Origin of the sequence: Ilumatobacter fluminis, from assembly GCF_004364865.1 — a bacterium.
Classification (GTDB): domain Bacteria; phylum Actinomycetota; class Acidimicrobiia; order Acidimicrobiales; family Ilumatobacteraceae; genus Ilumatobacter; species Ilumatobacter fluminis.
Genome location: NZ_SOAU01000001.1, coordinates 4285877 through 4306684 on the forward strand (window position 1 = coordinate 4285877; position 20808 = coordinate 4306684).

At 69.3% G+C, this 20808-nt stretch carries 16 protein-coding genes; 4 read left to right on the top strand and 12 right to left on the bottom strand.

The window, feature by feature from the left end:
• The first annotated feature begins 24 nt into the window (after positions 1-24).
• Positions 25-525 (top strand): RNA 2',3'-cyclic phosphodiesterase, encoded by a 501-nt coding sequence (gene thpR, locus BDK89_RS19405; protein ID WP_166657702.1) that lies wholly within the window; start codon positions 25-27, stop codon positions 523-525.
• Here thpR and BDK89_RS19410 read toward each other — a convergent pair.
• The 7 genes from BDK89_RS19410 to BDK89_RS19440 form a co-directional block, all read right to left on the bottom strand.
• Positions 483-4802 (bottom strand): FtsK/SpoIIIE domain-containing protein, encoded by a 4320-nt coding sequence (locus tag BDK89_RS19410; protein ID WP_133870528.1) that lies wholly within the window; start codon positions 4800-4802, stop codon positions 483-485. The genes thpR and BDK89_RS19410 overlap by 43 nt on opposite strands.
• A 52-nt stretch (positions 4803-4854) precedes the next feature.
• Entirely contained in the window at positions 4855-5520 is a 666-nt protein-coding gene (locus tag BDK89_RS19415; protein ID WP_133870529.1) for a hypothetical protein, read from the bottom strand.
• Positions 5521-5533: 13 nt separating this feature from the next.
• Positions 5534-6118: a hypothetical protein gene (locus BDK89_RS19420; RefSeq protein ID WP_133870530.1), complete on the bottom strand. Its 585-nt coding sequence runs from the start codon at positions 6116-6118 to the stop codon at positions 5534-5536.
• A gap of 113 nt (positions 6119-6231) precedes the next feature.
• Complete coding sequence (locus BDK89_RS19425; RefSeq protein ID WP_133870531.1) at positions 6232-6510, bottom strand: hypothetical protein; 279 nt, start codon at positions 6508-6510, stop codon at positions 6232-6234.
• 151 nt (positions 6511-6661) lie between these two features.
• Positions 6662-7708 carry a DUF7064 domain-containing protein gene (locus tag BDK89_RS19430; RefSeq protein WP_133870532.1) on the bottom strand — a complete coding sequence of 349 codons (1047 nt, stop codon included), beginning with the start codon at positions 7706-7708 and terminating at the stop codon, positions 6662-6664.
• A gap of 60 nt (positions 7709-7768) precedes the next feature.
• Positions 7769-8164, bottom strand: a complete 396-nt coding sequence (locus BDK89_RS19435) for a DUF2256 and DUF3253 domain-containing protein (RefSeq protein ID WP_133870533.1) — start codon at positions 8162-8164, stop codon at positions 7769-7771.
• Between the two features lie 53 nt (positions 8165-8217).
• On the bottom strand, positions 8218-12057 hold the full coding sequence (locus BDK89_RS19440; protein WP_133870534.1) for an IPT/TIG domain-containing protein: 3840 nt from the start codon (positions 12055-12057) through the stop codon (positions 8218-8220).
• Between the two features lie 146 nt (positions 12058-12203).
• Between BDK89_RS19440 and BDK89_RS19445 the strand changes: the two genes are divergently transcribed.
• Both BDK89_RS19445 and BDK89_RS19450 read left to right on the top strand, forming a co-directional pair.
• Positions 12204-12848 (top strand): trimeric intracellular cation channel family protein, encoded by a 645-nt coding sequence (locus BDK89_RS19445; protein ID WP_133870535.1) that lies wholly within the window; start codon positions 12204-12206, stop codon positions 12846-12848.
• A complete protein-coding gene (locus BDK89_RS19450; RefSeq protein ID WP_133870536.1) occupies positions 12845-13165 on the top strand; it encodes a DUF6204 family protein in 321 nt (106 codons plus the stop codon). The genes BDK89_RS19445 and BDK89_RS19450 overlap by 4 nt, the downstream gene beginning before the upstream one ends.
• A 70-nt stretch (positions 13166-13235) precedes the next feature.
• On the opposite strand, the gene BDK89_RS19455 is transcribed toward BDK89_RS19450, so the two are convergent.
• The 3 genes from BDK89_RS19455 to BDK89_RS19465 form a co-directional block, all read right to left on the bottom strand.
• Positions 13236-14297, bottom strand: coding sequence for a hypothetical protein (locus BDK89_RS19455; protein WP_133870537.1), 1062 nt, complete (start codon positions 14295-14297; stop codon positions 13236-13238).
• Between the two features lie 157 nt (positions 14298-14454).
• Entirely contained in the window at positions 14455-16728 is a 2274-nt protein-coding gene (locus tag BDK89_RS19460) for a DUF6351 family protein (RefSeq protein WP_133870538.1), read from the bottom strand.
• A 220-nt stretch (positions 16729-16948) separates the two neighbouring features.
• On the bottom strand, positions 16949-17398 hold the full coding sequence (locus BDK89_RS19465) for a hypothetical protein (protein WP_133870539.1): 450 nt from the start codon (positions 17396-17398) through the stop codon (positions 16949-16951).
• A 128-nt stretch (positions 17399-17526) separates the two neighbouring features.
• Between BDK89_RS19465 and BDK89_RS19470 the strand changes: the two genes are divergently transcribed.
• A complete protein-coding gene (locus BDK89_RS19470; RefSeq protein ID WP_133870540.1) occupies positions 17527-18909 on the top strand; it encodes an MFS transporter in 1383 nt (460 codons plus the stop codon).
• Between the two features lie 26 nt (positions 18910-18935).
• On the opposite strand, the gene BDK89_RS19475 is transcribed toward BDK89_RS19470, so the two are convergent.
• Both BDK89_RS19475 and BDK89_RS19480 read right to left on the bottom strand, forming a co-directional pair.
• Positions 18936-19862, bottom strand: coding sequence for a polysaccharide deacetylase family protein (locus BDK89_RS19475; RefSeq protein ID WP_133870541.1), 927 nt, complete (start codon positions 19860-19862; stop codon positions 18936-18938).
• On the bottom strand, positions 19859-20803 hold the full coding sequence (locus BDK89_RS19480; RefSeq protein ID WP_133870542.1) for a polysaccharide deacetylase family protein: 945 nt from the start codon (positions 20801-20803) through the stop codon (positions 19859-19861). The genes BDK89_RS19475 and BDK89_RS19480 overlap by 4 nt, the downstream gene beginning before the upstream one ends.
• Positions 20804-20808 lie beyond the last annotated feature (5 nt).

Here is a 20808-nt window from a genome sequence, read left to right on the forward strand (position 1 = left end):
CGGAAGGATCGCGAGAATGGGGTCGTGCCGAGACTGTTCGTGGCCGCCTTCCCGACGCCCGAGATCGCCGACGTGCTGGCGACGATCCCGGTCGACGACTCGTCGGGCGTTCGGATGGTGCCGCCCGAGAACTGGCACGTGACACTGCGCTTCCTCGGCGACGCCGACACGGCCACCGTGATCGAGCGACTTCGGGCCACGGCCACGCCGTTCGCCGAGGCCGAGATGGGGCCGCATCTCGAGCACCTCGGGCCACGGCAGGTCGTCGCACCCGTGGCCGGCGTCGACCACCTCGCTGCGTCGGTCACGCGCGCCACGGCCGACCTCGGCGATCCGCCTCGTCACTCGTTCCGAGGGCACCTCACCGTCGCCCGCCTCCGCCGGGGTGCGACGTCTCGGCTGCCGGGCGAGCCGGTCGGCGGGCGCTTTCCCGTCGACGAGATCGTGCTCGTCGAGAGCACGCTGTCGGACACCGGTTCGCGCTACGAGGCGGTCGCGAGGTTCTCGACCGTTCGGGCCGTCTGATCGGCGAACGCATCGACCACCTGGACCGTCGTCGGGAGGCGGTCGACGAGGAGCACCCCACGGCCGGGCACGAGTCGCAGACCGGGCCGGAGGCGAAGCTTCGTGCCGGTGAGTTGGAGGAAGTCGGTCGGGTCGTCGGGCTGCAGCACGAGCATCCGGCGCGCCCGCCGAAGTTCGTTGACGGCGCTGCTCGTCGTGTAGCCCGACATCGACCGGGTGTCCATCGTCGCGACGACGCGCACGGCATCGTGTTCGAGCAGCCGCGCCCAGATCGGCTCGAGCACCGGGTCGTCGAACGCGTCGAGATCGTCGACGAACAGCACGACCCGGTCGTCGGGGAGCAACCCCACGAGACGGTTGGCGACGCGGTCGAGCAGTTCGGCGACAGCCGGCGCACGACCGAATCGGCTCCGACTCGGCGGCAACCCCCGATCGGCCAGTGGGCTCGATGCCGGCCCGACGACGTAGCACTCGCCGGCGGCGATCGCGTCGAACGCCGCCGCCAGCGCCGTCGACCGCCCCGACCGGCCCGGTCCGACGATCACGGCGTGCGACCACTCGATGTCGATCCCGACCCGCCGGCCAGTGACGTCGGCGACGGCGAACCCCGGTCCGGACGCGCGCTCGGGCAACGGCTCGCTTCGCAACCGCTCGGTGCCGGCGTCCGTCCGGTCCGCGGCGAGGAGCCCGATGGCAGCAGCCTGGCCGCGAGCCGTCGGGTCGTCTCCTTCGACCGCGACCTGCACGGTGACACCGTCGAGCAACCCTCGGCCGGCATTGTCGGCGATGCCGGCAGCACGGTCGGCCGGCACGCCGAGGTCGGCGTACGACTGCGGGTCTGCGTGGTGCAGCACGAGCCTCGCTCCGATCGCGGACTGGAGTCGCGTCGGGATCGCCGCCCGCCGGTCGGCCGTGACGACGACGTGCATGCCGACCTGTCGCCCGTCGACGACGATGCGCTGCACCAGGTCGGACCAACCGTCCCCGCCCGATCCCGCCGCGAGCGGGTCGAGCAGGACGTCTGCCAGCGCGCCGAACCCGTCGATCAGCACGACGATGCGTTCGAGCCGTTCGCCCCCGGCCCGATGGTGTGCCGTCAGGTGCTCGGCCCCGGACGCTGCCAGGATCGAGCGTCGTCGGTGGAGTTCCTCGTCGAGCACCATCAGCTGTCGGGTCACCGCTTCGAGGTCGTCACCGGTCGCGACCCCGATCACCGACGGCAGCGCGCGCAGCGAGACCAGCCCGCGCGACGCGAAGTCGAGCACCATCGTCCGTGCACCGGCACGCTCGGCGTCGGCGGCGATGGTGCGCAGCGCCGTCGTCTTGCCGGCGCCGCCCGATCCGTACACCGTGAGTCCGCCGGTGCGTTCGAGGTCGACGATCGCCACGCCCTGCTCCTGGCGTTCCGGCGCGTCGAACAGGCCGATCGCGATCCGCCGACCCGGCTCGTCGTGCCGGTCGTGCTCGAGGTCGCCGGCGTCGACAGCAGCGGGCAGGTTCTCGCGCCACGGTCGCCGAGGCGGCTCGAGACCGAGTCGCGTGTTCGCCTCGGCGATCGCGTCGAGCACGACCTCGAGTTGGGTGCGCCCGTCGCCCGCCGATGCCGTCGCGATGGCAGCGGTCGCATCCGGACGGTCGAACGGGGCGACGGCGACCGGTGGTCGTTCGACGGCGCCGATCGACGGCGCCCCGGCGAAGGCACTCTGGAACTCGACGAGGGTGCGCGGGCCACGCCGAACGAGCCCTCGCCCGCGCAGCGGTGCCGGGATGTCGGCGGCGTCCGGGCTGTCGAGGATCGCCGACGACTCGGATCGATCGAGCATGCGGAGCGAGATGCGCAAGTTCGTGTTCGCGAGGATGTTCTCGTCGACCGCTCCGGTCGGCCGTTGTGTGGCGAGCACCAGGTGGATGCCGAGGCTGCGGCCGCGCTGGGCGATGTCGACGATGCCGGCGACGAAGTCGGGCACCTCCTTGACGAGGGTGGCGAACTCGTCGACGACGATGACGAGCGACGGGGGCGTCAGCGCCGGATCGCGTTCGAGCAGCTCGGCGAGATCCTTCGCTCGCCCTTCGAGCAGCGCCATGCGTCGTTCGAGTTCGGCGCGCAACGACACGAGCGCCCGCAGCGCAAGGCCGGCCGACAGGTTCGTGACGTAGCCGACCGTGTGCGGCAACCGCTCGAACACCTGTGACGACGCCCCGCCCTTGTAGTCGACGAACAAGAAGTTGAGCCGCTCCGGTGAGTGCCGCGCCGCGAGGGCGGCGACCATCGACTGGAGCAGCTCGCTCTTGCCGGATCCCGACGTGCCGCCGATCAGGGTGTGGGGGCCGTCGGCGACCAGGTCGAGTTCGACCGGGCCGTCCGCACCGACGCCGATCGAGAACGGCAGGGCAGGGGTCGTTGCCGACACCGACCACGCCGTGGCGACCGAGTCGGGCGTCGGCGCTCCGATCACGTCGAACAGCGGCACGGTGCGCGGGATCGCCGTGGCGAGCGACGCCGTCGACGCGTCGCGCACGGGTGCCAGCGCACGTGCTGCCCGTTCGGCGACGACCGGACGGACGTGGTCGAGTTCGAGATCGCGATCGGCGACGTCGGGGTCGGTCGACCAGAGGCGGCCGACGAGACGCGCCCCGTCGGCCTGCGACACGGCGAGAATGCCGCCCGCCTGTCGCGGCACGTCGGCGGCACGGTCGGCCAACCACACGATGCTGATCCCGACGTCGAGCGCCTGGTCGAGCAGACGGGCGACCGCCGTCGGGTCGGGTCGCAGCGTCGCGTCGAGCACGACGACCATTCGAGGCCGGGTGGTCATGGTGCCGTGTATCGGGTGGTCGAGCCGTTGCTCGACCACGTCGATGAGGCGGGCGACGAGGTCGTCGGCACCGTCGGTGTCGTCGGCCAGATGCGGGCCCGCCAGGGGCGACGTCACGGCGCGCAGATGTGGGAGCCACTTCGTCCACCCGAGGTTGCGCACCGGAGAGGCAGCGAGTGCGATGGCGACGTCGTCGGGGCTGTGGAGGGCGGCCGTGTGCAGGACGACCGACGACGCCGCTCCGTCGACGAGGACCGGATCGCCGTGCACCGCCAGATGCCGTTCGGTGAGCGGGTGACAGACCGGCACCGCCGACAATCGTTCGGCGCCTCGGACGGCATGCTCGGCCTCGACCCGCAGGTCGGCGTCGCCGCCGGACTCGAGCGCCACCTCGAACGCGGCTCGGTCGTCGCCGAGGCCGAGCCGCACGTGCAGGACGTCGGGCGCGTCGCGTCCTCGTTCCCACAGGTCGACCGTGCGGAGAGCGGCGCGACGGGCGAGATCGGCGACGTCGGGCGAGGCCACGTGACGTCGCCGGGCTTCGTCGGCGGCGAGTTCGTCGAGTTGTCGGCGACGCTCGCTCAGCATCGACCGGAACGTCGCCAGGTCGTCGACGACGTTGCGGCGACCCGATCGTCGGTCGTCGATCGCCGTCCCGATCATCACGACCGGCGAGATGAGGGTGAACAGGAGGAAGGTCGCCTGTCCGGTGATCAGGTACATGGCGACACCGGCGACGAGCGGTGCCAGCACGGCGATGAACTGGAGGCGGCGAGGTTCGGGGCGCGTTGGGATCGGACCGATCGGGTCGACGGCGACGGGCCGGACGGTCGGTGGTCGGTAGGGCGTGCGGTGGAAGGCGAGTTGCCCGAGACGGTCGCGCCCATCACACGGCTGCCGCTCGAACCGTCGGACGACGGCTCGGGTTCCTCCCAAGACGACCGTCTGGCCGACACAGAGCCGGCGGCTGTCACCCGGGGCGACCGGATCGCCGTCGACCGCTGCGCCGTTCGATGCGTCGGGGGCGACGGCCAGTTCGATCGAACCGGTCCGATCGACCGACAGGGTCGCATGCACGCGCGACACGGTGGGATCACCGATCGTGCAGTCGGCGGCCGAACTCCGACCGATCGTGTTGGCCCCGGTCCGCAGGACGAACGACTCGCCCGACGCCGGTCCCGCCACAACATCGAGTGCGAGCGCCCGTCGCGGGGTCGAATCGGGTGCAGCGGTGCCTCCGACGACGAGTTCGTCGCCGGTCAGCAGGTCGAGTTCGCCGACCGGGCGGTCGAGATCGATCGACCGGCCGGTACGCCGGATCGTGAACCGGGTGGCCGGACCGAGCCCGGTGGACGCGGCGATCGCCAGGCTGAGGTCGGCGCCGACGTGATCGTCGTCGACCGCGGCGACCACGTCGCGGGTCTCGTCACCGAGGCGGAGGCGGAGGGCGATCTCGTGCACGTGATCGACCGTACGGACGTCGGGTCGCCGTGGACATGGGGACGACTCCCCGTCACCCGACCGCTGCCAGGTGTCGGCGTCGGGCGCGCCCGTCGACCCACGTGTACGAGACGACGCCGTCGGGCCGGTGGACGCGAACGAGTCGGCGCAGGCCGTCCCGGTCGATCTCGTAGCGGTAGGTGACGGTCTGGCCCCGGTCGGTCGCTGCCTGCGCGATCGAGCCGTCGGCCCAGTCGAGGTGGAGCCGGTGGCCCCCGTCGTCGATCGAGATCGCCCGGCCCGCGGCATCTCGCCGCAGCCGGATCGAGGCGGCACTCGACGTCCAGGCGGTGAGCCGCCCGAGTTCGTCGAACCGGGCCGTCGCCGCGCCGTGGGCGGCGTCGAGACCGAGGTGCCAGGTCCGGTCGTCGACGGTGAGGGTGTGGAGCGGTCCGGCGGTGCACAGCCAGCCGGTCGAGGTGGGCACGAACCGCAGGGTTCGGGCGTCGGCGAACTCGAGCACGATGTGACCGTCGACCGGAACGAGCGCCAGGTCGATGAGGGTTCGGAAGCCGCTCCCGAACACTCCGGCCGTCGTGAAGTCGGGTCGGTGGCGGCGGGCCAACGACGGGCGGCCGGGTGGGAGGTCGTGCTCGACCGGTGCCGCGTGGGACGGGACGGCACCGGTCGGCACGCCGGCTCGCACGTCGGACCGACGGGTTGGGTCATCGGTGGACATGCGGCGGGCCGGATCAGACGTCGGCGAGGACGGCGCTGTCGATCTGGTTGCGGATGAAGGTGGTCAGCTGGGTGCGTGCCTCGTCACAGGTCGACGACGCGCTGCCGGTCAGGGCCTGCACGGCGCCGACGGCGTTCTGCTTCGCGTTGCCTTCCCAGTCGGTGCGCTGGAGGGCTGCGAGGTTGCGCTGCATCGACTCGCGGATCGAGGCGAAGTGTGCGTCGACGACGGGCATGAGCGCCTCGAGGGCGGCGGTATCGACGTCGACGTAGTCGACGACTGCGGGGGCCGGAGCGCTGATCGCCTTGTCGGCGAGCGTGATGTCGATCGGTGCGCCGCCGAGGCTGGCGGCGATGTTCGACGTCGAGACGCGGACGGCGTCGGCCATCGCTCCCATGCTGCGGTGCAGCGCCCGGCCGAACTCCTCGGCGAGCCGGCCGCACTCGGTCTTGAACTGGACGGCGTTCGGGCCGAAGTAGTGGACCGAGACGACGTCGTCGGCGAGCCGGCCGAGCTCGGCGGTGATGGCGTCGAACTCACCTTGGGCGGCGGCTCCGTAGCTGCGGACGCTTGCGGGATTGACTCGGATGAGGGTCATTGGGGTGCTCCTTCTCTGCGGCCCCGCTCGTCGGAAGCCGGTCGTGCTTGACACGAGCGACGGTACGGATCGTCGCCGTTGCACGGAATGGGGAGGAGTCCCCCGCCGGGCCGTCAGGGGGCGTCGGCGAGCACGAGCTCGCGCTTGGGGGAGGCCCCGTCGGAGGTTCCTTCGACGAGCACGCCCGGCACTCCGCGGTCGCGGACTTCTTGCACCGTGATCCAGCCGCGTGATCGCCGAGCGACGATGTCCTCGGCGATCGCCGTCACCAACGAGGTCACCTGCGAGGTCCGTCCCGTGCCGAGGCCGACACTCTCGGAGAAGACGATCGACTCGTTCACGACGGCACCGACGTCGTCGTGCGTGCGGACCGGGAGATGCGATGACCTCACGTGGCCCACCCCGATCGGGTCGGTGCCGCGGTGTGTCGGGCGTGCGTTGTCACTGGCGGGTTCCTCACGATGTGCTCGACTCCTTCGTCGAGCCCCAGTGAGCCACCGGAACTCCTTGATCCGGTCGACCCCGGATCAAGGCTCACTCAAGTCAGGTGTCCTCGCGTGGGACGTCGGGGCCGACCGGTCGGCCGTCGACGACCTGGTCGAGGTACTCCGACATGCCGACGCCGGTCAGGTCTCCGCACTGGTATCGGGTCATCGCCTCGGTGATGCGCGTCGTCATGAACTCGCCATCGGGGTTCGCCCGCCGGTTGCGCAACGGGATGAGCGAGATGACCTCACCGGTGACCTCGTACGTCTCCCCGTCCTCGGTCACGGCGCGGCAGCGCATGGCGGTCTGGTTGCCGTGCTCGTCGAAGTCGCTGTCGATGTCGACCTCGGTGAGCTTGCGGTAGCGGCCGCCGCTGTAGACCATGCCGCCCTGACGGGGCGGACGGTCGGGGCCGCCGTCGATGACCGACAGCATCATCGCCAGGTCGGGGCCGAGCATGATCGGCAGCCAGCGGTACCACGAGATCGCCTGCCAGTAGCGAGGGCCCCATGACTTGTCACGCAACCCGTAGCCGTCGATGGTGACGGCCTCGTCGCCGACGACGATCGTGCCGGTCACGGTCGTGTGCTGCTCGTAGTGGGCCTTGGCAAAGCTCTTCTCGGGGTCGGTCTCGAGTTCGGTCCCGTCGTCGTACTGCGGCTTGCCGCCGTACATGGGCGACATGCCGCGAACGGTCAGATCGACGGTGCAGGGCACGTGCGGGTTGTCACGGAACGCCTGGCGCGGGTCGGCCATCTGGAGCGGGTCGTCGAGCACGCACAGGTTGCCGTCGTAGGTGATGCGCAGCTCCTCGAACGGGGTGACGACCTCGATACGGAGACCGCCGGCGTCCATGGCGTCGTTCGTGTCGATCGTGGGTCGCTGGTACATGAACCCGACACGTCCACCGGGCAGATAGACGCACACCGTCATCTCGGCGTAGCCCTCGTTGACCCGGTTGCCGAGTCGGAACCATCCGCCCACCTCGCGCTCGAGATCGAACGCGTTGAGGTACATCGACTCGTTGTAGTTCTCGGCCGCGTCGGGTTCGTGCGGGTACTCGTCGTGCGGTTCGAGGACCGTGATGACCGTGCGCTCCGTCATGGGCCGAGTCTGTTGCACATGCCGGAGGCCCGACGAGCCGGACGACGTGGAGGGCCGTGCTCAGCGGCGTCGGCGACGGATCCGGATCGGGCCCTTGGCAGTCGACGGGTCGACGACCTGCGACCGTTGCACGATCTCGACGGAACCGCCGACGACCAGACGGCGGGCGGCGGCACGGGCAGGTTCCATCAGGTCACGCCACTCCTCGCCGATCGCCCCGTTGCGGCCGGCGACGAGGCGGGCTGCCTCGGACGGACAGATGGTGGCCGTCCGCGCCCGCTCCTCGAGGAGCTCGAGGATCGCCACCTCCAGTGCCTCGTCGTCGGGTCGCCGGCCGCGACGACGGCACATCGACGAGCAGTACTTCACCGCGTCCCAGTCGCGCTCCCACTTCTTCCGCCACGTGATCGTGCGACCGCACACGACGCACGACTTGGCGGCGGGAGCGGCAGGCATGACGCCAGTGTTCCCGGTCGGGCACTGGTCGAACCCGGCCGGATCGAACCGGGTCAGATCGTCGTGCGACGTCGGGTCCACACGGTCAGCGTCAGGCCGAGACCGACCAGGAGACCACCGGCGAGCAGCGCGCTCGTCGTTCCCGATCCGGTGGCCGGGAGTTCCACGTCGGGCGCGGGCTCCGGGATCGTCGTCGTCGTCGTCGTGGTCGTCTCGGGCGCAGGGTCGACGTACAGATACGTCGCGGCCAGCGGCTCGCCGGAGCAGACCGCCGAGCCGATGACGACGACGTCGACGGAAGCGGCCGCGTGGGCAGGGGTGACCGCGGTGATCGTCGTGTCGTCGACGACGGTGAAGCTCGTCGCGGACACACCGTCGAAGGTCACGTCGATCGCTCCGGTGAAACAGACGCCGGTGATCGTCACGGTCGTGCCGCCCGACGTCGGGCCCTGCGGCGGATCGATCGTCGCGACTCGCGTGGCGCCGATGTAGGTGAAGGCGAGCGGGCCACCGTCGCCGTACGGCGAGACGACGATCACGTCGACCGGGCCGCGGGTGCCGGCCGGGGTGACGACCCGGACGGTCGTGTCGTCGACCACGGTGAACGACGTCCCGGCCGTTCCGTCGAAGGTGACGCCGGTCGCATGGGTGAGATTCGTCCCGGTGATGGTCACGGTGGTCCCGCCGGTGTCGGGGCCGCTGGCCGGAGTGAGCGAGGCCGCGCTCGCGGCGACGGAGGTGTAGGTGAACGTCAGCGGCGCTGCGTCGCCGAACGCCGACCGCACGACGACGTCGACGGGGCCGGGCGCGTGGGGCGGGGAGACGACCGTGATCTCGTCGTCGCTCACGACCGTGAACGACGTGCCGGGCATCCCGTCGAAGGTGGCGGCGGTCGCATCCGTGAAGTTGTCGCCGCTGATCGTCACCGCGGTACCTCCGACCTCGGGCCCGGTGGCGGGGTCGATCGACGTCGCGTCGGCGGGGCCGGGGACGTAGGTGAAGGTGAGCGGCGCCGAGTCGCCGTACGGCGAGGTCACCACGACGTCGACCGGACCGGGGGCATGGGGAGGGGTCGCGACGCTGATCGTCGTGTCGTCGACCACCGTGAACGCCGTGCCGGCGACGCCGTCGAACGTGGCCGACGTGGCGTCGTCGAAGCCGGAGCCCGTGATCGTGACGGTGGTGCCGCCGTCTTCCGGACCGCTGGTCGGGGTGAGCGACGTGGCGGAGGCCGGGTCGGGCAGGTAGTCGAAGGCGAGCGCGTTCGAGTCGCCGCCCGACTGCTGCACGATCACCGCGACCGAACCGGGTGCGTGCGGCGGGGTCGAGGCCGTGATGGTCGAGTCGTCGACGACGGCGAACGAGGTACCGGCGATGCCGTCGAACGTGACGCCGGTCGCCCCGGTGAAGTTGGAGCCGGTGATCGTGACGGCCGTACCGCCGCTCTCGGGCCCGGAGCCGGGCGTGATCGAGACGGCGTCGGCAGCGTCGTCGAGGTACGTGAAGGTGAGGGGATCGGCGTCACCGAGCGGTGACTGCACGACGACGTCGACGGCACCCGGCGCATGCGCCGGAGACACGACCGTGATCTCGTCGTCGTCCACCACCGTGAACGACGTGCCCGGGATGCCGTCGAACGTCACACCCGTCGCGTTCACGAACCCGGTCCCGGAGATCGTCACGGTCGTCCCACCGTCGTCGGGCCCGGAGTTCGGGTCGAGCGACAGCGCGACCGGCGACTCCAGGTACGTGAAGGTGAGGGGATCGGCGTCACCGAGCGGTGACTGCACGACGACGTCGACGGCACCCGGCGCATGCGCCGGCGACACGACCGTGATCTCGTCGTCGTCCACCACCGTGAACGACGTGCCCGGGATGCCGTCGAACGTCACACCCGTCGCGTTCACGAACCCGGATCCGGAGATCGTCACGGTCGTGCCTCCGGTGTCGGGACCCTCGGTCGGGTCGAGCGACGTGGCGACCGGCGTCTCGAGGTAGGTGAACGTCAGCGGGTCGGCGTCGCCGAGCGGGGATTCGACGACGACGTCGACGGCACCCGGGGTGTGGGGCGGGGAGACGACGGTGATCGTCGAGTCATCGACGATCGTGAACGAGGTGCCCGGGGTGCCGTCGAACGTCGCCGCGGTCGCGGGCGTGAAGTTCGAGCCCGTGATCGTCACGGTCGTGCCTCCGGTGTCGGGACCCTCGGTCGGGTCGAGCGACACGGCGATCGCGTCGTCGGGGACGTAGGTGAACGTCAGGGGTGCGCTGTCTCCTCGGGGCGACTCGACGACGACGTCGACGGCGCCGGGGGCATGCGCCGGGGTCACGGTCGTGATCGTCGAGTCGTCCACGATCGTGAACGAGGTGCCGGGCGTCCCGTCGAAGGTGGCGGCCGTGGCGTTCGTGAAGCCGGACCCGGTGATCGTGACGGCGGTGCCGCCCGAGTCGGGACCGGTGTCGGGGGTGATCGTCGACGCCGACGCTGCGGGGGCCAGCGAGTTCGGGCCGACGGTTGCGTTGCCGATGTCGAGGGTGAGCGCACCGGTACCGGGGAGGAGGGTGACGCGGAGGGCGGTCTCGGTGAAGGCCCCCGCCGTCGTCGACTGGCTGTTGACGGTGAGCGCCAGGGCTGCGGACAGGACCGGGTCGAGTGCGGGTCCCAGGTCGGAGGCGATCGTGGTCGCGAGCCCGCCACCCAGGCCCGACAAGGCGCCGACGACGCCGGTCACGTCGGCCAGCAGTCCCGAGAGGATGGCCAGTTCGAACGGCAGCGCTGCCCCGACCACGCTGATGCCGGTGGTCGTCCCGTCGGCCAGGTCGCCGAGCGTGGTGTCGATGGTGACGATGTCGAGGCCCAGCAGCTGGACGCCGCCGGTCACGGTGATGGCGTCGAGCGCACCTTCGATCGCTGTGTCGAGATCGGCGAGGACGCTGGACGTCAGACCGGTGATGTTGGCGACGATCGTGGCGATCTGTGCCGAGGTCAGCACATCGGTGTCGGCCGGCTGTCCTTCCAGCGCGGTGATCTCGTCGAGATCGACGGTGACCAGGCCGCTGTTCAGGTCGACGGTGACACCCGGGTAGGTCGGATCGGACGCCGGGGCGGCGAGGAACGGGGCGACCGCCGCGGTGAGCCCGCTCGCACCGACCGTGACGTCGACGTCGATCAACCCGAGCCCGCCGAGCAGGCCGCCGAGGGTCGTCTCGAGCACGCCGTCGAGACCGGCGATGCCTGTCTCGGCGGTGGCGACGGTCGTGGTCACGGTCGAGCCGACGGCGGCGACGGTGGGGCTCGTGATCTCGAGCCCGACGTCGGCGATCGCATAGTCGCCGGTCGCCGTTCCGGGTGCCGCCTGCGACGCCCTGGCGGCGACGCCGTCGACGGTGAGATCGAGTTCGGCGATCTCGGCGAGGAGCGCGGGCGACAGGCCGAGGTCGGCGACCAGGTCGCCGAGTGACAGTCGCAGCGGCCCGGGGGCGACACCCGGCGCCGGCGTGATCCCGGTACCGATCGCTCCGTCGGACGCGACGAGACCGCTGGCGGCGACCGACGAACCGTCGGACAGGGCGCTGGCGTACTGTCCGACGACGCCCGCCTCGGTCAGTGCGAGGGGCACCTGGACACCGCCGCCGATGTCGAGCACGCGGAGTCCGAGCACGCCGAGGTCGAGGTTGCCCGAGTTCGTCTCCGTGGCCGTGCCGTCGCTGTCGGCCTCCTCGACGCCGATCGAGGCGACCAGCGTGGCGTCGAGTCCGAGCAGGGAGCCGTCGAGGAAGACCGTGTCGGCGTGCGAGGTGTCGCCCGGCAGCGCCTGGACCGGCGGGGCGAACGCAGCGATCGCACACAGACCGACGGTGGACGCAACGGCGAGGAGTCGGCGGGTGACCATGTCAACCCGATCGGGGAACCGACGTCGATCTTGACTGATTACTGAGCGATAACAGACCGATACCGAAGCTTTGACGCGAACGCACCACACCGGGACCGCTTCCACCCATCGACGGGCGGTCGCGTCGCGGGCTCTAGCGTGACAGCGTGAACGTGACCGACGTCCTCGACCTGCTCGGCATCTTCGTGTTCGCCGTGTCGGGGTGCGTCGTTGCGGTCAAGCACCGCTTCGACATGGTCGGCCTCGTCGCGCTCGGCACCGTGACCGGCCTCGCCGGCGGCATCACCCGCGACGTGTTGATCGGCGAGATCCCGCCGGTCGCGTTGCGCGAATGGGAGTGGCTGGTCGTGCCGATCGTGGCGGCGGTCGTGGTCGCCGTGCTGCCCGGTTGGGTCGAACGTCTCAGCCAGCCGGTGCTCGTGTTCGACGCGGCCGGTCTCGGCTTGTTCGCCGCCGTCGGCGCGTCCCGCGCCGTCGATGCCCCGGTGAGCATTCCGGCGGCGGTGCTCGTCGGCGCGATCTCCGCGATCGGGGGTGGCCTGCTGCGCGACGTCCTGGCCGGTGAGGTGCCCCAGATCTTCTCCGCCGACAGCAAGCTGTACGCGATCCCGGCGACCGTCGGCGCTCTGGTCGTCGTGATCGGCGACGAACTCGCACTGCCCGACACCCCGGTCCAGATCGGCGCCGCGGTGATCGCATTCGGGTTGCGGATGGGCGCGCTCCACTTCGGATGGCATGCGCCGATCCCACGCCGCGCGATCGAGGTCGACGACCTACGCTCGCGCCCATGAGCGAGCAGCGGGTCTTTCGGGTGACGGTTCGTGGACGATTCCACGAGCTGACCGACCGGGCGCGCCGCTATCTGACCGGCGCCCAGGCCGAGCACGACATCTTCGTGTCGGCGTTCACGCCGGAGGGGACGTTCACCTACGACGATCGGATCCTGTTCTTCAATCTGCGCTACGAGATCCGTGCCGACGGCCCCGACGCCGAGTCGGACGCCGTCACCGAGGGGCTGCTCGAAGCCGAGGCGTTCCTCACGACGATGGGGTTCGGCTACCAGGGCCTGTCGGCCAAGGCCGCCGACCTCTCCGCCATGTGGCCCTGACCTGCCGACGCGATCACCGCCGGGCACGGCGCAGCCGGGGTCACCGACTCACCGTGCCCGTCGGGCGGCGTCAGCTGCCCCCGCAGTCGTGCGACAACGGTTGCACGATCATCGTGACGTCACGAGAGCTGAAACTTCCGGCCGAGTCGTACTCGACCTCGCCGGTCCACTCGAAGTCGATTGTCCCGGACTCGACGGAGGCCAAGTACGAACGACTGAACGGGATCTCCGGGACGAGACCGGATTCGTCGGCCGCCGTGTCGGTCTGCAACTGCACGTCCAGGTGAGCCTCGTCGATCGTCTCGCCGCCGATCACCAACTCGAACTCCGCGTCGATCGCGTCGGTGCCACTCGAGACGTAGTGGACGTAGCCGGACACATCGACCCGCACCAGGTACCGGTCGGAGCCGGTGGTGCAGTGTTGAGCGAGGTCGAGACTGAGCGACGTGATCGTGACCGGCGACTCGGACGTATGGGCGACGTTGCTTGCCGTTGACTGCATCGCCTCCGGGAGATCCGGAGCCGGCTCGCCTTCATCACCGGCTTCGGCGATGAGATCGGCCACTTCCGCCTTCGTGAAGTAGCGATCGTCGTGGTGATGGTCCTCGTAGTAGCCGACGACGTCGATCACGACATCGAGGGACCCGTAGGCGTTGTAGACACTGAACCGTTGATCGTCATCGATGTCGACCTCGACCGCATTCGGCGTCGGGGGTTGGTCCGGTGACGGGTTGAGGTTGGACGAATCGTCATAGCGACTGCCGTTGGTCGGTGGGTCGAGCACGCCGGGGACGAAGGACAGGTACGTCGGGTCGGACGGTCCGACGGGCGTCACGTTGAGCGACAGGCCGGTCGCGTTCGAGAACGCTCCGCAGTTCCCGACGGCACCCCCGACGTCGAGCGTGAAGGACTCGTTGTCACCGAGCCTGCTGTTGCGGCCCGGCACACCTTGAGCCGGGCGGGTGTCGACGAGACGACACGCCTCGACGGGAACGAAAACGGCTCGCTCGCCGGAGCCGATCGTCGCCTGTGCGATACCGACGCTGCCCGCACCGAGCGCGATGGCGACGGCAGCTCCGATGGCCGCCCAACGAGCCCGATTCGGGTGGTCTGAAGATGATCCGATTCTCATCCGGGCGACGCTAAGGAGCACCCGTGAATCAGGCGTGAACGTCGGACTCCCGATCCGTCGGGACGACGGCGTCGCTGCTGCGGTGTCGCAGAACTCCATCGGCGGTGCCGCGCTGTCGGGCGCGACACCACCGATCAGGAGTGGATCGTCGGTTGTGTCAGAGGTCGGCCGGTCGGCGTGCGTCGCCCTGGGCGTAGTCGCAGACTCCGTCCGGGAACGTCGCCGACAACACCGCGAGCTGTTCGTCGGTGAAGGTGACGTCGCCGTACACGCCGTCGGCGATCGCCTGGGCGAACGGCTGCAGTACGCACTTGAAGACGTCACCGGTGATCGGGCCGCCGGCGACGATGCGTGACGTGGTGTACGTCGGGAACTGCTGGGTGCAGACGCCCGCCGCTCCGTCGTCGAGAATGCCCGACCACGCGTCGGCACCGGCGTAGATCAGCTCGCCGTTCGTGTCGAAGCACGAGTCGACCGCACGCGACGGCTTGTTGCCGGCGACGCCGGCGTTCGGGTTCGCCTCGATGTTGCGCATCCACTCGTCGATCACCTCGAACGCCAGCGGCGTCTGATCGAAGCGGTCGCCACCGACGTCGGCCACGTCGGTGAACCAGATGATCTGGTTCGACGCGTCACCGTCCCAGTCGAGGAGGCGCTGGCGGGCAGCGAACGACTGGTGGCTGTTGTGCATGTCGAGCTCGCGCTCCAGGTAGTTGCGCCAGTCGATCATCGGGATCTCGATGTCACCGTGGTTGACGAGCCCCGACTGGTACGCCGCTTCGATGGCGTCGGGGTCGGCCTCCGTGCGCGGAGCGACCGCAGTGGGGTTCGACAGGTCGAATGTCTGGTTGCGGACGCTCCAGACGTCGACGTTGTCGGGTGACGTGCACAGCTCGGGGATGAACGGGCAGCCTTCCTGCACCATGTCGGGTTCGTTCTTCCAGCCGCCCGCCGTGGCGTTGAGTGCGACGAACTCGTCGGTCGTGATCGTCCCGTCGAGCAGGGCCTGGAGTCCGTACTGCACGCCGACGTTGTCCCACGTCCGGGCGGCGAAACCGTCCTCGGCGGTGCCGTAGACGTTGATCGCGTCGCCGTAGTGCGTCCACTCCGTGCTGACCTGGTCGGGTCCGGAGATGCCGGGTGCAGTCCCGAAGTTCGGGTTGAGCGTGAGTGGCGACAGTCCGCGCCACGCGTTCATGCATTCGGTCGCGCCGCGTGGCAGGTACGGCTGCAAGGCCGCCGCCTGGTTGTCGACCGCGTCGGTGGCGTTGAGTCCTTCGATCGCCGAACGAAGAGCCCAGTCGGTCCATCTGGCGTTGCCCTGCAGCACGTTGAGATCCATCCAACGCTCCAGCAGTTCGCAGTCGCCGATGTGGATCGTCTGGGTGATCATGTCGGGGTACGAGTACTGCGGCACACCGGCGTCGATGAGGCCCGGGTGATTCTGCGCGTAGACGTACTGCTGGATGCCGCCGCCGGAGCCGCCGACGCCGACCGTGTAGTCGGGATCGTCGTAGGCGGACACGAAGCGGTCCTTGACCATGACGGCGGTCTCGCCGCCGACCTGCAGGTTGTAGTGCTCACCGGTCTTGGTGCCGGTCGAGTACGCGATGGCGTAGCCCAGGGACAGCCCGTGCTCGTAGAGCATTCGGCTGCCGCTCGGGTTGCCCTGGTAGTGGCCGATGCCGACGCCGCCCTGGAAGTAGTAGATCAATCGCTCGTTCCACGCCGACAGATCGGGCGTGTCGAGTTCCTGCGCGTCGGGTGACAGCACGGCGATCGAATAGATGAACCGGTTGATGGTGCCACGTTCCCAGCGCACGATGTAGTCGACGGTGTCGCCGTCCATCGTCGTGGTGGTCGCCATGTCGTCGGGCCGCGCCGTGTCAGGGTCGTAGTCGGCCCACGAACCACCGGTGGTGCGGTACTTGAACGACACGACGGTTTCCATCGAGCAGTCGTCGTCGAGGATCGGTCCGAGTTCGGCGTTGCCACGGTGGCCGGTCGTCGAACACTGGAACGGCTGCTGCTGCGGGCCGGAGAAGATCGGGCCGGTGATCGGATGATTCGTCAACGTCACCGTCGTCGACATCCGCCCGTTGCCGGGCCGGTTGCGGGAGACCACCAACTCGTTGTCGCCGAGTTCGAGCCCGGTGATCACGCCCTCGAGTCGTCGACCGTCGTCGGGGTCGGGCGTGAACAGGTCGGTGATCACCTCGCCGTCGAGTGTGACCTGCACCTGCTTCATCTTCACCACGTCCGGGACCCGGATCGAGACGCGGGCATCGTCGCCCGACACCTGATCGGGCGGACTCGACAACACCTCCACCACGAAGTCCTTGGTCGGCGGTGACGTGTCACCGGGTGGCGCGGCATCGGCCGGCACCGCAGCGAGTACGAACGCAGTAGCCGCCGCCGCGACCACTGCCACTGACGCGCGCAAAGAACGGCGTCCCCCCATCATGGATCAGCTCCTTTCCCGCCGGGGCATTCCCCCACCCCGGTGGATCCGTGAATCCCGCCTGCCCCTCGATGGTGCCAACCCGGCAACGGGGAGAGCGAGTCGGAGCGACGACGATCTCGGTCGGGTGCGTCACGATCGGTGCGCTGGTGACGTCTCGCCAGGCACCGGCACCGCCGCCGGTGAGCACTCAGTCGGCGGGGGTGATGACGGTGACCGGCACCGAGACGGCGCGGCAGATGCGTGTCGGCAGGTCCTGGCGGAGCCAGCGTGAGATCCGGCCCGGGAGGGTCGAGACGATCACCTCGTCGAAGTCGACGCGCTCGGGGAGTTCCGACAGGGTGCGGACCGCGTCGCTCAACGTGATCTCACCGTCGGCGTTGCAGCCCTGTTCGCGCAGCCACTCGAGACCGGCCTGGAGTCGCTCGGTTGCCATGGCCCGTTCGTCGGGGAGCTCGTGATCGCCGATCATCACCACGTCGGCTCCGGCCATACCGGCGCTGACGGTGGGCGGCAGGCTGAGCTTGACGGGGACGACCACGTGGAAGTCACGGGCGCCGGCGGCGATGCGGTTCTCGAGCACCGCCCGCAGGTCGGCGCCCGCCAACGTCTCGTTGGCGACGATCACGATGACCCCCATGGCCTCATCTTGGCAGACGCCCGCACCGCTCGCATCCGGGTCGGCCGAACTGTCGCACGGTTGCAAGACGACGGAAACGAGGGCGGTTCGGTGGGGTCACGGGGCGTCGAGGGCCGTAGGGTCGATCCGTGGCCCAGACCGACGGCTCCCCCACCGTCGCCGACCGAAGCAACGAACGACTCGATCGGCGAGTGCTCCTCACGGTGCTGTCGTGCGTGGTCGTCTTCACCGCCTCGATGACGATCGTGTCGGCGTCGTTGCCGACGATGGCCGACGACCTCGACTCGTCCGAGTCACTGTTGTCGTGGGCGGTGACGGGGCTGTTCCTCGTGATGAGTGTGAGCACGCCGGTGATGGGTCGGCTCGGCGACGGGTACGGCCACCGCCGGGTGTTCCTCGCCGGCACCGTCGTGCTGGCCGTCGGCACGCTCGCGTGCGCCGTGGCACCGACGGCGATCCTCTTCGTGGCCGCTCGGATGGTGGTCGGGCTCGGCATCTCCGCGACGATGCCGAACGGCATCGCGATCATCATGGAGGCGCATCCCGTCGCACTGCGCGGCGAGGCGATGGGCTGGTTCCAGATGGCGATGACCGGGGCGCCGGTGCTCGGGCTCGTGGTCGGCGGTCCGTTGATCGAGGCGTTCGGGTGGCGGTCGGTGTTCGGCGTGCTGTTCCCGATGTCGCTCGTGGGGTTCGCACTGGCGATCAAGGTGATCCCCGACGATCGCGACAGCCGCACTCCCGTGCCGATCGACGTACGCGGCGCATTGACGCTCGCCACCGCGACACTCGGCTTCCTCCTCTGGTTGCAGTTCGGCGGTTCCGACGGGCTGCTCACCCCGATGCCGCTCGCGCTGTTGGCGATCGGTGCGGTGTCGCTCGTGGCGTTCGTGATGATCGAGCAGCGAGTCGAGTTCCCGTTGCTGCGCCTCGACTACTTCAGTCGCCGCAACTTCACCGGCCCGCTGATCAACCATCCGCTGAGCCAGTTCGCCTACATGGGCAGCTTCCTGATCTCGCCGATCATGCTCGACGAGGCGTTCGGCTACTCCGTCGCAGCCGTGGCCCTCATCCTGTTGTTCCGTCCGGCCGCGTTCTCGATCACGTCACCGGCGGGCGGCAAGCTGGCGAGCCGCGTCGGTGAGCGCCCGATGCTGATCGTCGGCACGGCGTTGATGGTTGCGTCGATGCTGACGTGGGTGTTCGCCGCGCTGTGGGTCGACCTGTGGCTGGTGATCCTGGGTCTCGTGTTGTCGGGGCTGGCAATGGGACTGTCGTCGCCGTCGTACCAGACGGCGGTCGCCAACGCCGTCGAGCCGTCCGACCTCGGTATCGCCAACGGCATGGGGTCGACGTTGATGAACATCGGCATGCTCACCGGCATCCAGGTCATGTTCACCGTGCTCGGCGACGGGCGCGAACCGGCCGACTTCGCCCGCACCTTCGCCGTCGGTGCGCTCGCCGCCGCGATCGGCGTCACCGGCGCCCTGGTCATGGACCGCCGCCGCTGACGTCGACCGGGCCGACTGCGGGTCGCCTACTGCTGGTCTCGCCAGCGGGTGAGGATCTCCGAGGCGCTCGCCGACCACACGCCGTCCTGGGCGGTGACGTACTCGAGCACCCGCTCGAGCTTGCCGATTCGGTGGGGCTGACCGAGCAACCAGGGATGGATGTTGAGCGAGAGGATGCGACCACCCTGCTCGTCGGCTTCGGCCAACAGGAAGTCGCAGGCGTCGCAGACCTGGTCGACCCAGCTGTCCTCCGCATGACCGTTGTTGACGATGACGAAGCGATCCTCCAGCTCGAGCGAGAGCGGCATCGCCGTCAACTCACCGTGCTCCGTGCGGAATCCGTACGGCATGTCGTCGTTCACCCAGTCGCAGAAGTACTCGACGCCGTTCGCGGCGAGGAGATCCGGGGTGTTCGCCGACTCGCTCCGAGCCGGCGAGATCCAACCGGTGACGTCCTGTCCGGAGAGTGCTCGGAGACCGTCGAGCGCCCGTTCGATCAGTGCCGCCTCCTCGGCCGCATCTTGGCCGCCGTAGTGCAGGGCGTCCATGTGATAGCCGTGGCAGAGGATCTCGTCGCCGCGTTCTTTCAACACGTCCATGAGGTACGGAACTCGTTCGGCGAGTCGGGTGTTCACGGCGAACGTCGGAGTGACGCCGAAGCGGTCGAACGCGTCGAGGAACCGGAAGATCCCGACACGATTGCCGTAATCACGCAGCGAGTAGTGGCGCAGATCGGGGTAGGGCATCGTCATGCCACCGGGCACCTTGAACGGCTTCCCCTCCTGGTTCAGCGGGAAGTACTGCAACCCGACGTTGACCCACAGCGCGACACGCTTGCCGTCGGGCCAGGCGACGGGTTGCCGGTCGACGAGCATCGACCAGTCGTACCGGCCGTGATCCATCCCGTAGCTGCGCTCGGGATACTGCAGGTAGCTGTCGTCCAGGTTCGTCATGAGCTCGCCTCCGTCTTGTCGGCGATGTCCGCCAGCGTGCTGTCGTAGTAGTGCTCGAGGAAGTACTCGGCGATCTCGCGTCCGGTCGTGACCCACACATCGTCGTGGCCGGTGATGTACTCGAGCGCGTCCTCGAACGCGCTCATGCGGTGCGGGAAGCTGACCTGGTAGTTGTGCGTCGGAACGCACATGATCGTGCCGCTCGTGGCACCCTCCTGATAGAGGCGGTCGAAGTTCTCCTTGATCTGCTGGCCGTAGCGGCGTGGTTCGATCTTGTTCACCACGTAGGCGATGGTGTCGTTCATCTCGAGCGAGTACGGGATCGACACGAAACGCTTGTCGCTCCGGAGGCGGATCGGGGTCGGCTGGTCGTCGTGGAACAGGTCGCAGGTGTAGAAGCCGCCGTCGTCGCCGAACAACTCGGTGCCGACCTCGGCGAACAGGTCGAGGGTTCGTTCCGAGTGCGAGAGCGCCGGAGCCAGGTAGCCGGCACACGTCTGGCCCGTGTGGCGATGGATCGTCTCCATCGAGTCGCGGATCATGTCGCGCTCTTGCTGTTCGGTCATGCCGTACGTGTAGCGCGTGTTGTAGATGCCGTGGCTGAAGAACTCCCAGTCGCGTTCCTTGCAGAGCTCGATGATCTCGGGGTGATGGTCGCACAGGGCGGTGCTCAGCGAGATGGAGCCACGAATGCCGTACTTGTCGAGGAGCTCCATCTGCCGCATGTGGCCGACGCGGTTGCCGTAGTCGCGTGTGCTGTAGCCGAGCACGGCCGGAGAGGCCTGCGGCCATGGTGTGCGAAAGGGGTTGTTCGGCGGGTCGAGCTCGTAGAACTCGATGTTCGGCGCCACCCAGAACGCCACGCGTGCGCCGTTGGGCCACTCGATCTTCGGGCGGTCGCGATACGGCCAGTAGTCGTAGAAGCCTGGATCTTCTTGCATCGTGT

What these genes read in the sequence shown, in the direction of transcription:
- BDK89_RS19415 (WP_133870529.1), bottom strand. Translation starts at nt 5,520, where the DNA reads ATGTCCACCGATGACCCAACCCGTCGGTCCGACGTGCGAGCCGGCGTG.
- BDK89_RS19420 (WP_133870530.1), bottom strand. Translation starts at nt 6,118, where the DNA reads ATGACCCTCATCCGAGTCAATCCCGCAAGCGTCCGCAGCTACGGAGCC.
- BDK89_RS19430 (WP_133870532.1), bottom strand. Translation starts at nt 7,708, where the DNA reads ATGACGGAGCGCACGGTCATCACGGTCCTCGAACCGCACGACGAGTAC.
- BDK89_RS19435 (WP_133870533.1), bottom strand. Translation starts at nt 8,164, where the DNA reads ATGCCTGCCGCTCCCGCCGCCAAGTCGTGCGTCGTGTGCGGTCGCACG.
- BDK89_RS19440 (WP_133870534.1), bottom strand. Translation starts at nt 12,057, where the DNA reads ATGGTCACCCGCCGACTCCTCGCCGTTGCGTCCACCGTCGGTCTGTGT.
- BDK89_RS19450 (WP_133870536.1), top strand. Translation starts at nt 12,845, where the DNA reads ATGAGCGAGCAGCGGGTCTTTCGGGTGACGGTTCGTGGACGATTCCAC.
- BDK89_RS19455 (WP_133870537.1), bottom strand. Translation starts at nt 14,297, where the DNA reads ATGAGAATCGGATCATCTTCAGACCACCCGAATCGGGCTCGTTGGGCG.
- BDK89_RS19465 (WP_133870539.1), bottom strand. Translation starts at nt 17,398, where the DNA reads ATGGGGGTCATCGTGATCGTCGCCAACGAGACGTTGGCGGGCGCCGAC.
- BDK89_RS19475 (WP_133870541.1), bottom strand. Translation starts at nt 19,862, where the DNA reads ATGACGAACCTGGACGACAGCTACCTGCAGTATCCCGAGCGCAGCTAC.
- BDK89_RS19480 (WP_133870542.1), bottom strand. Translation starts at nt 20,803, where the DNA reads ATGCAAGAAGATCCAGGCTTCTACGACTACTGGCCGTATCGCGACCGC.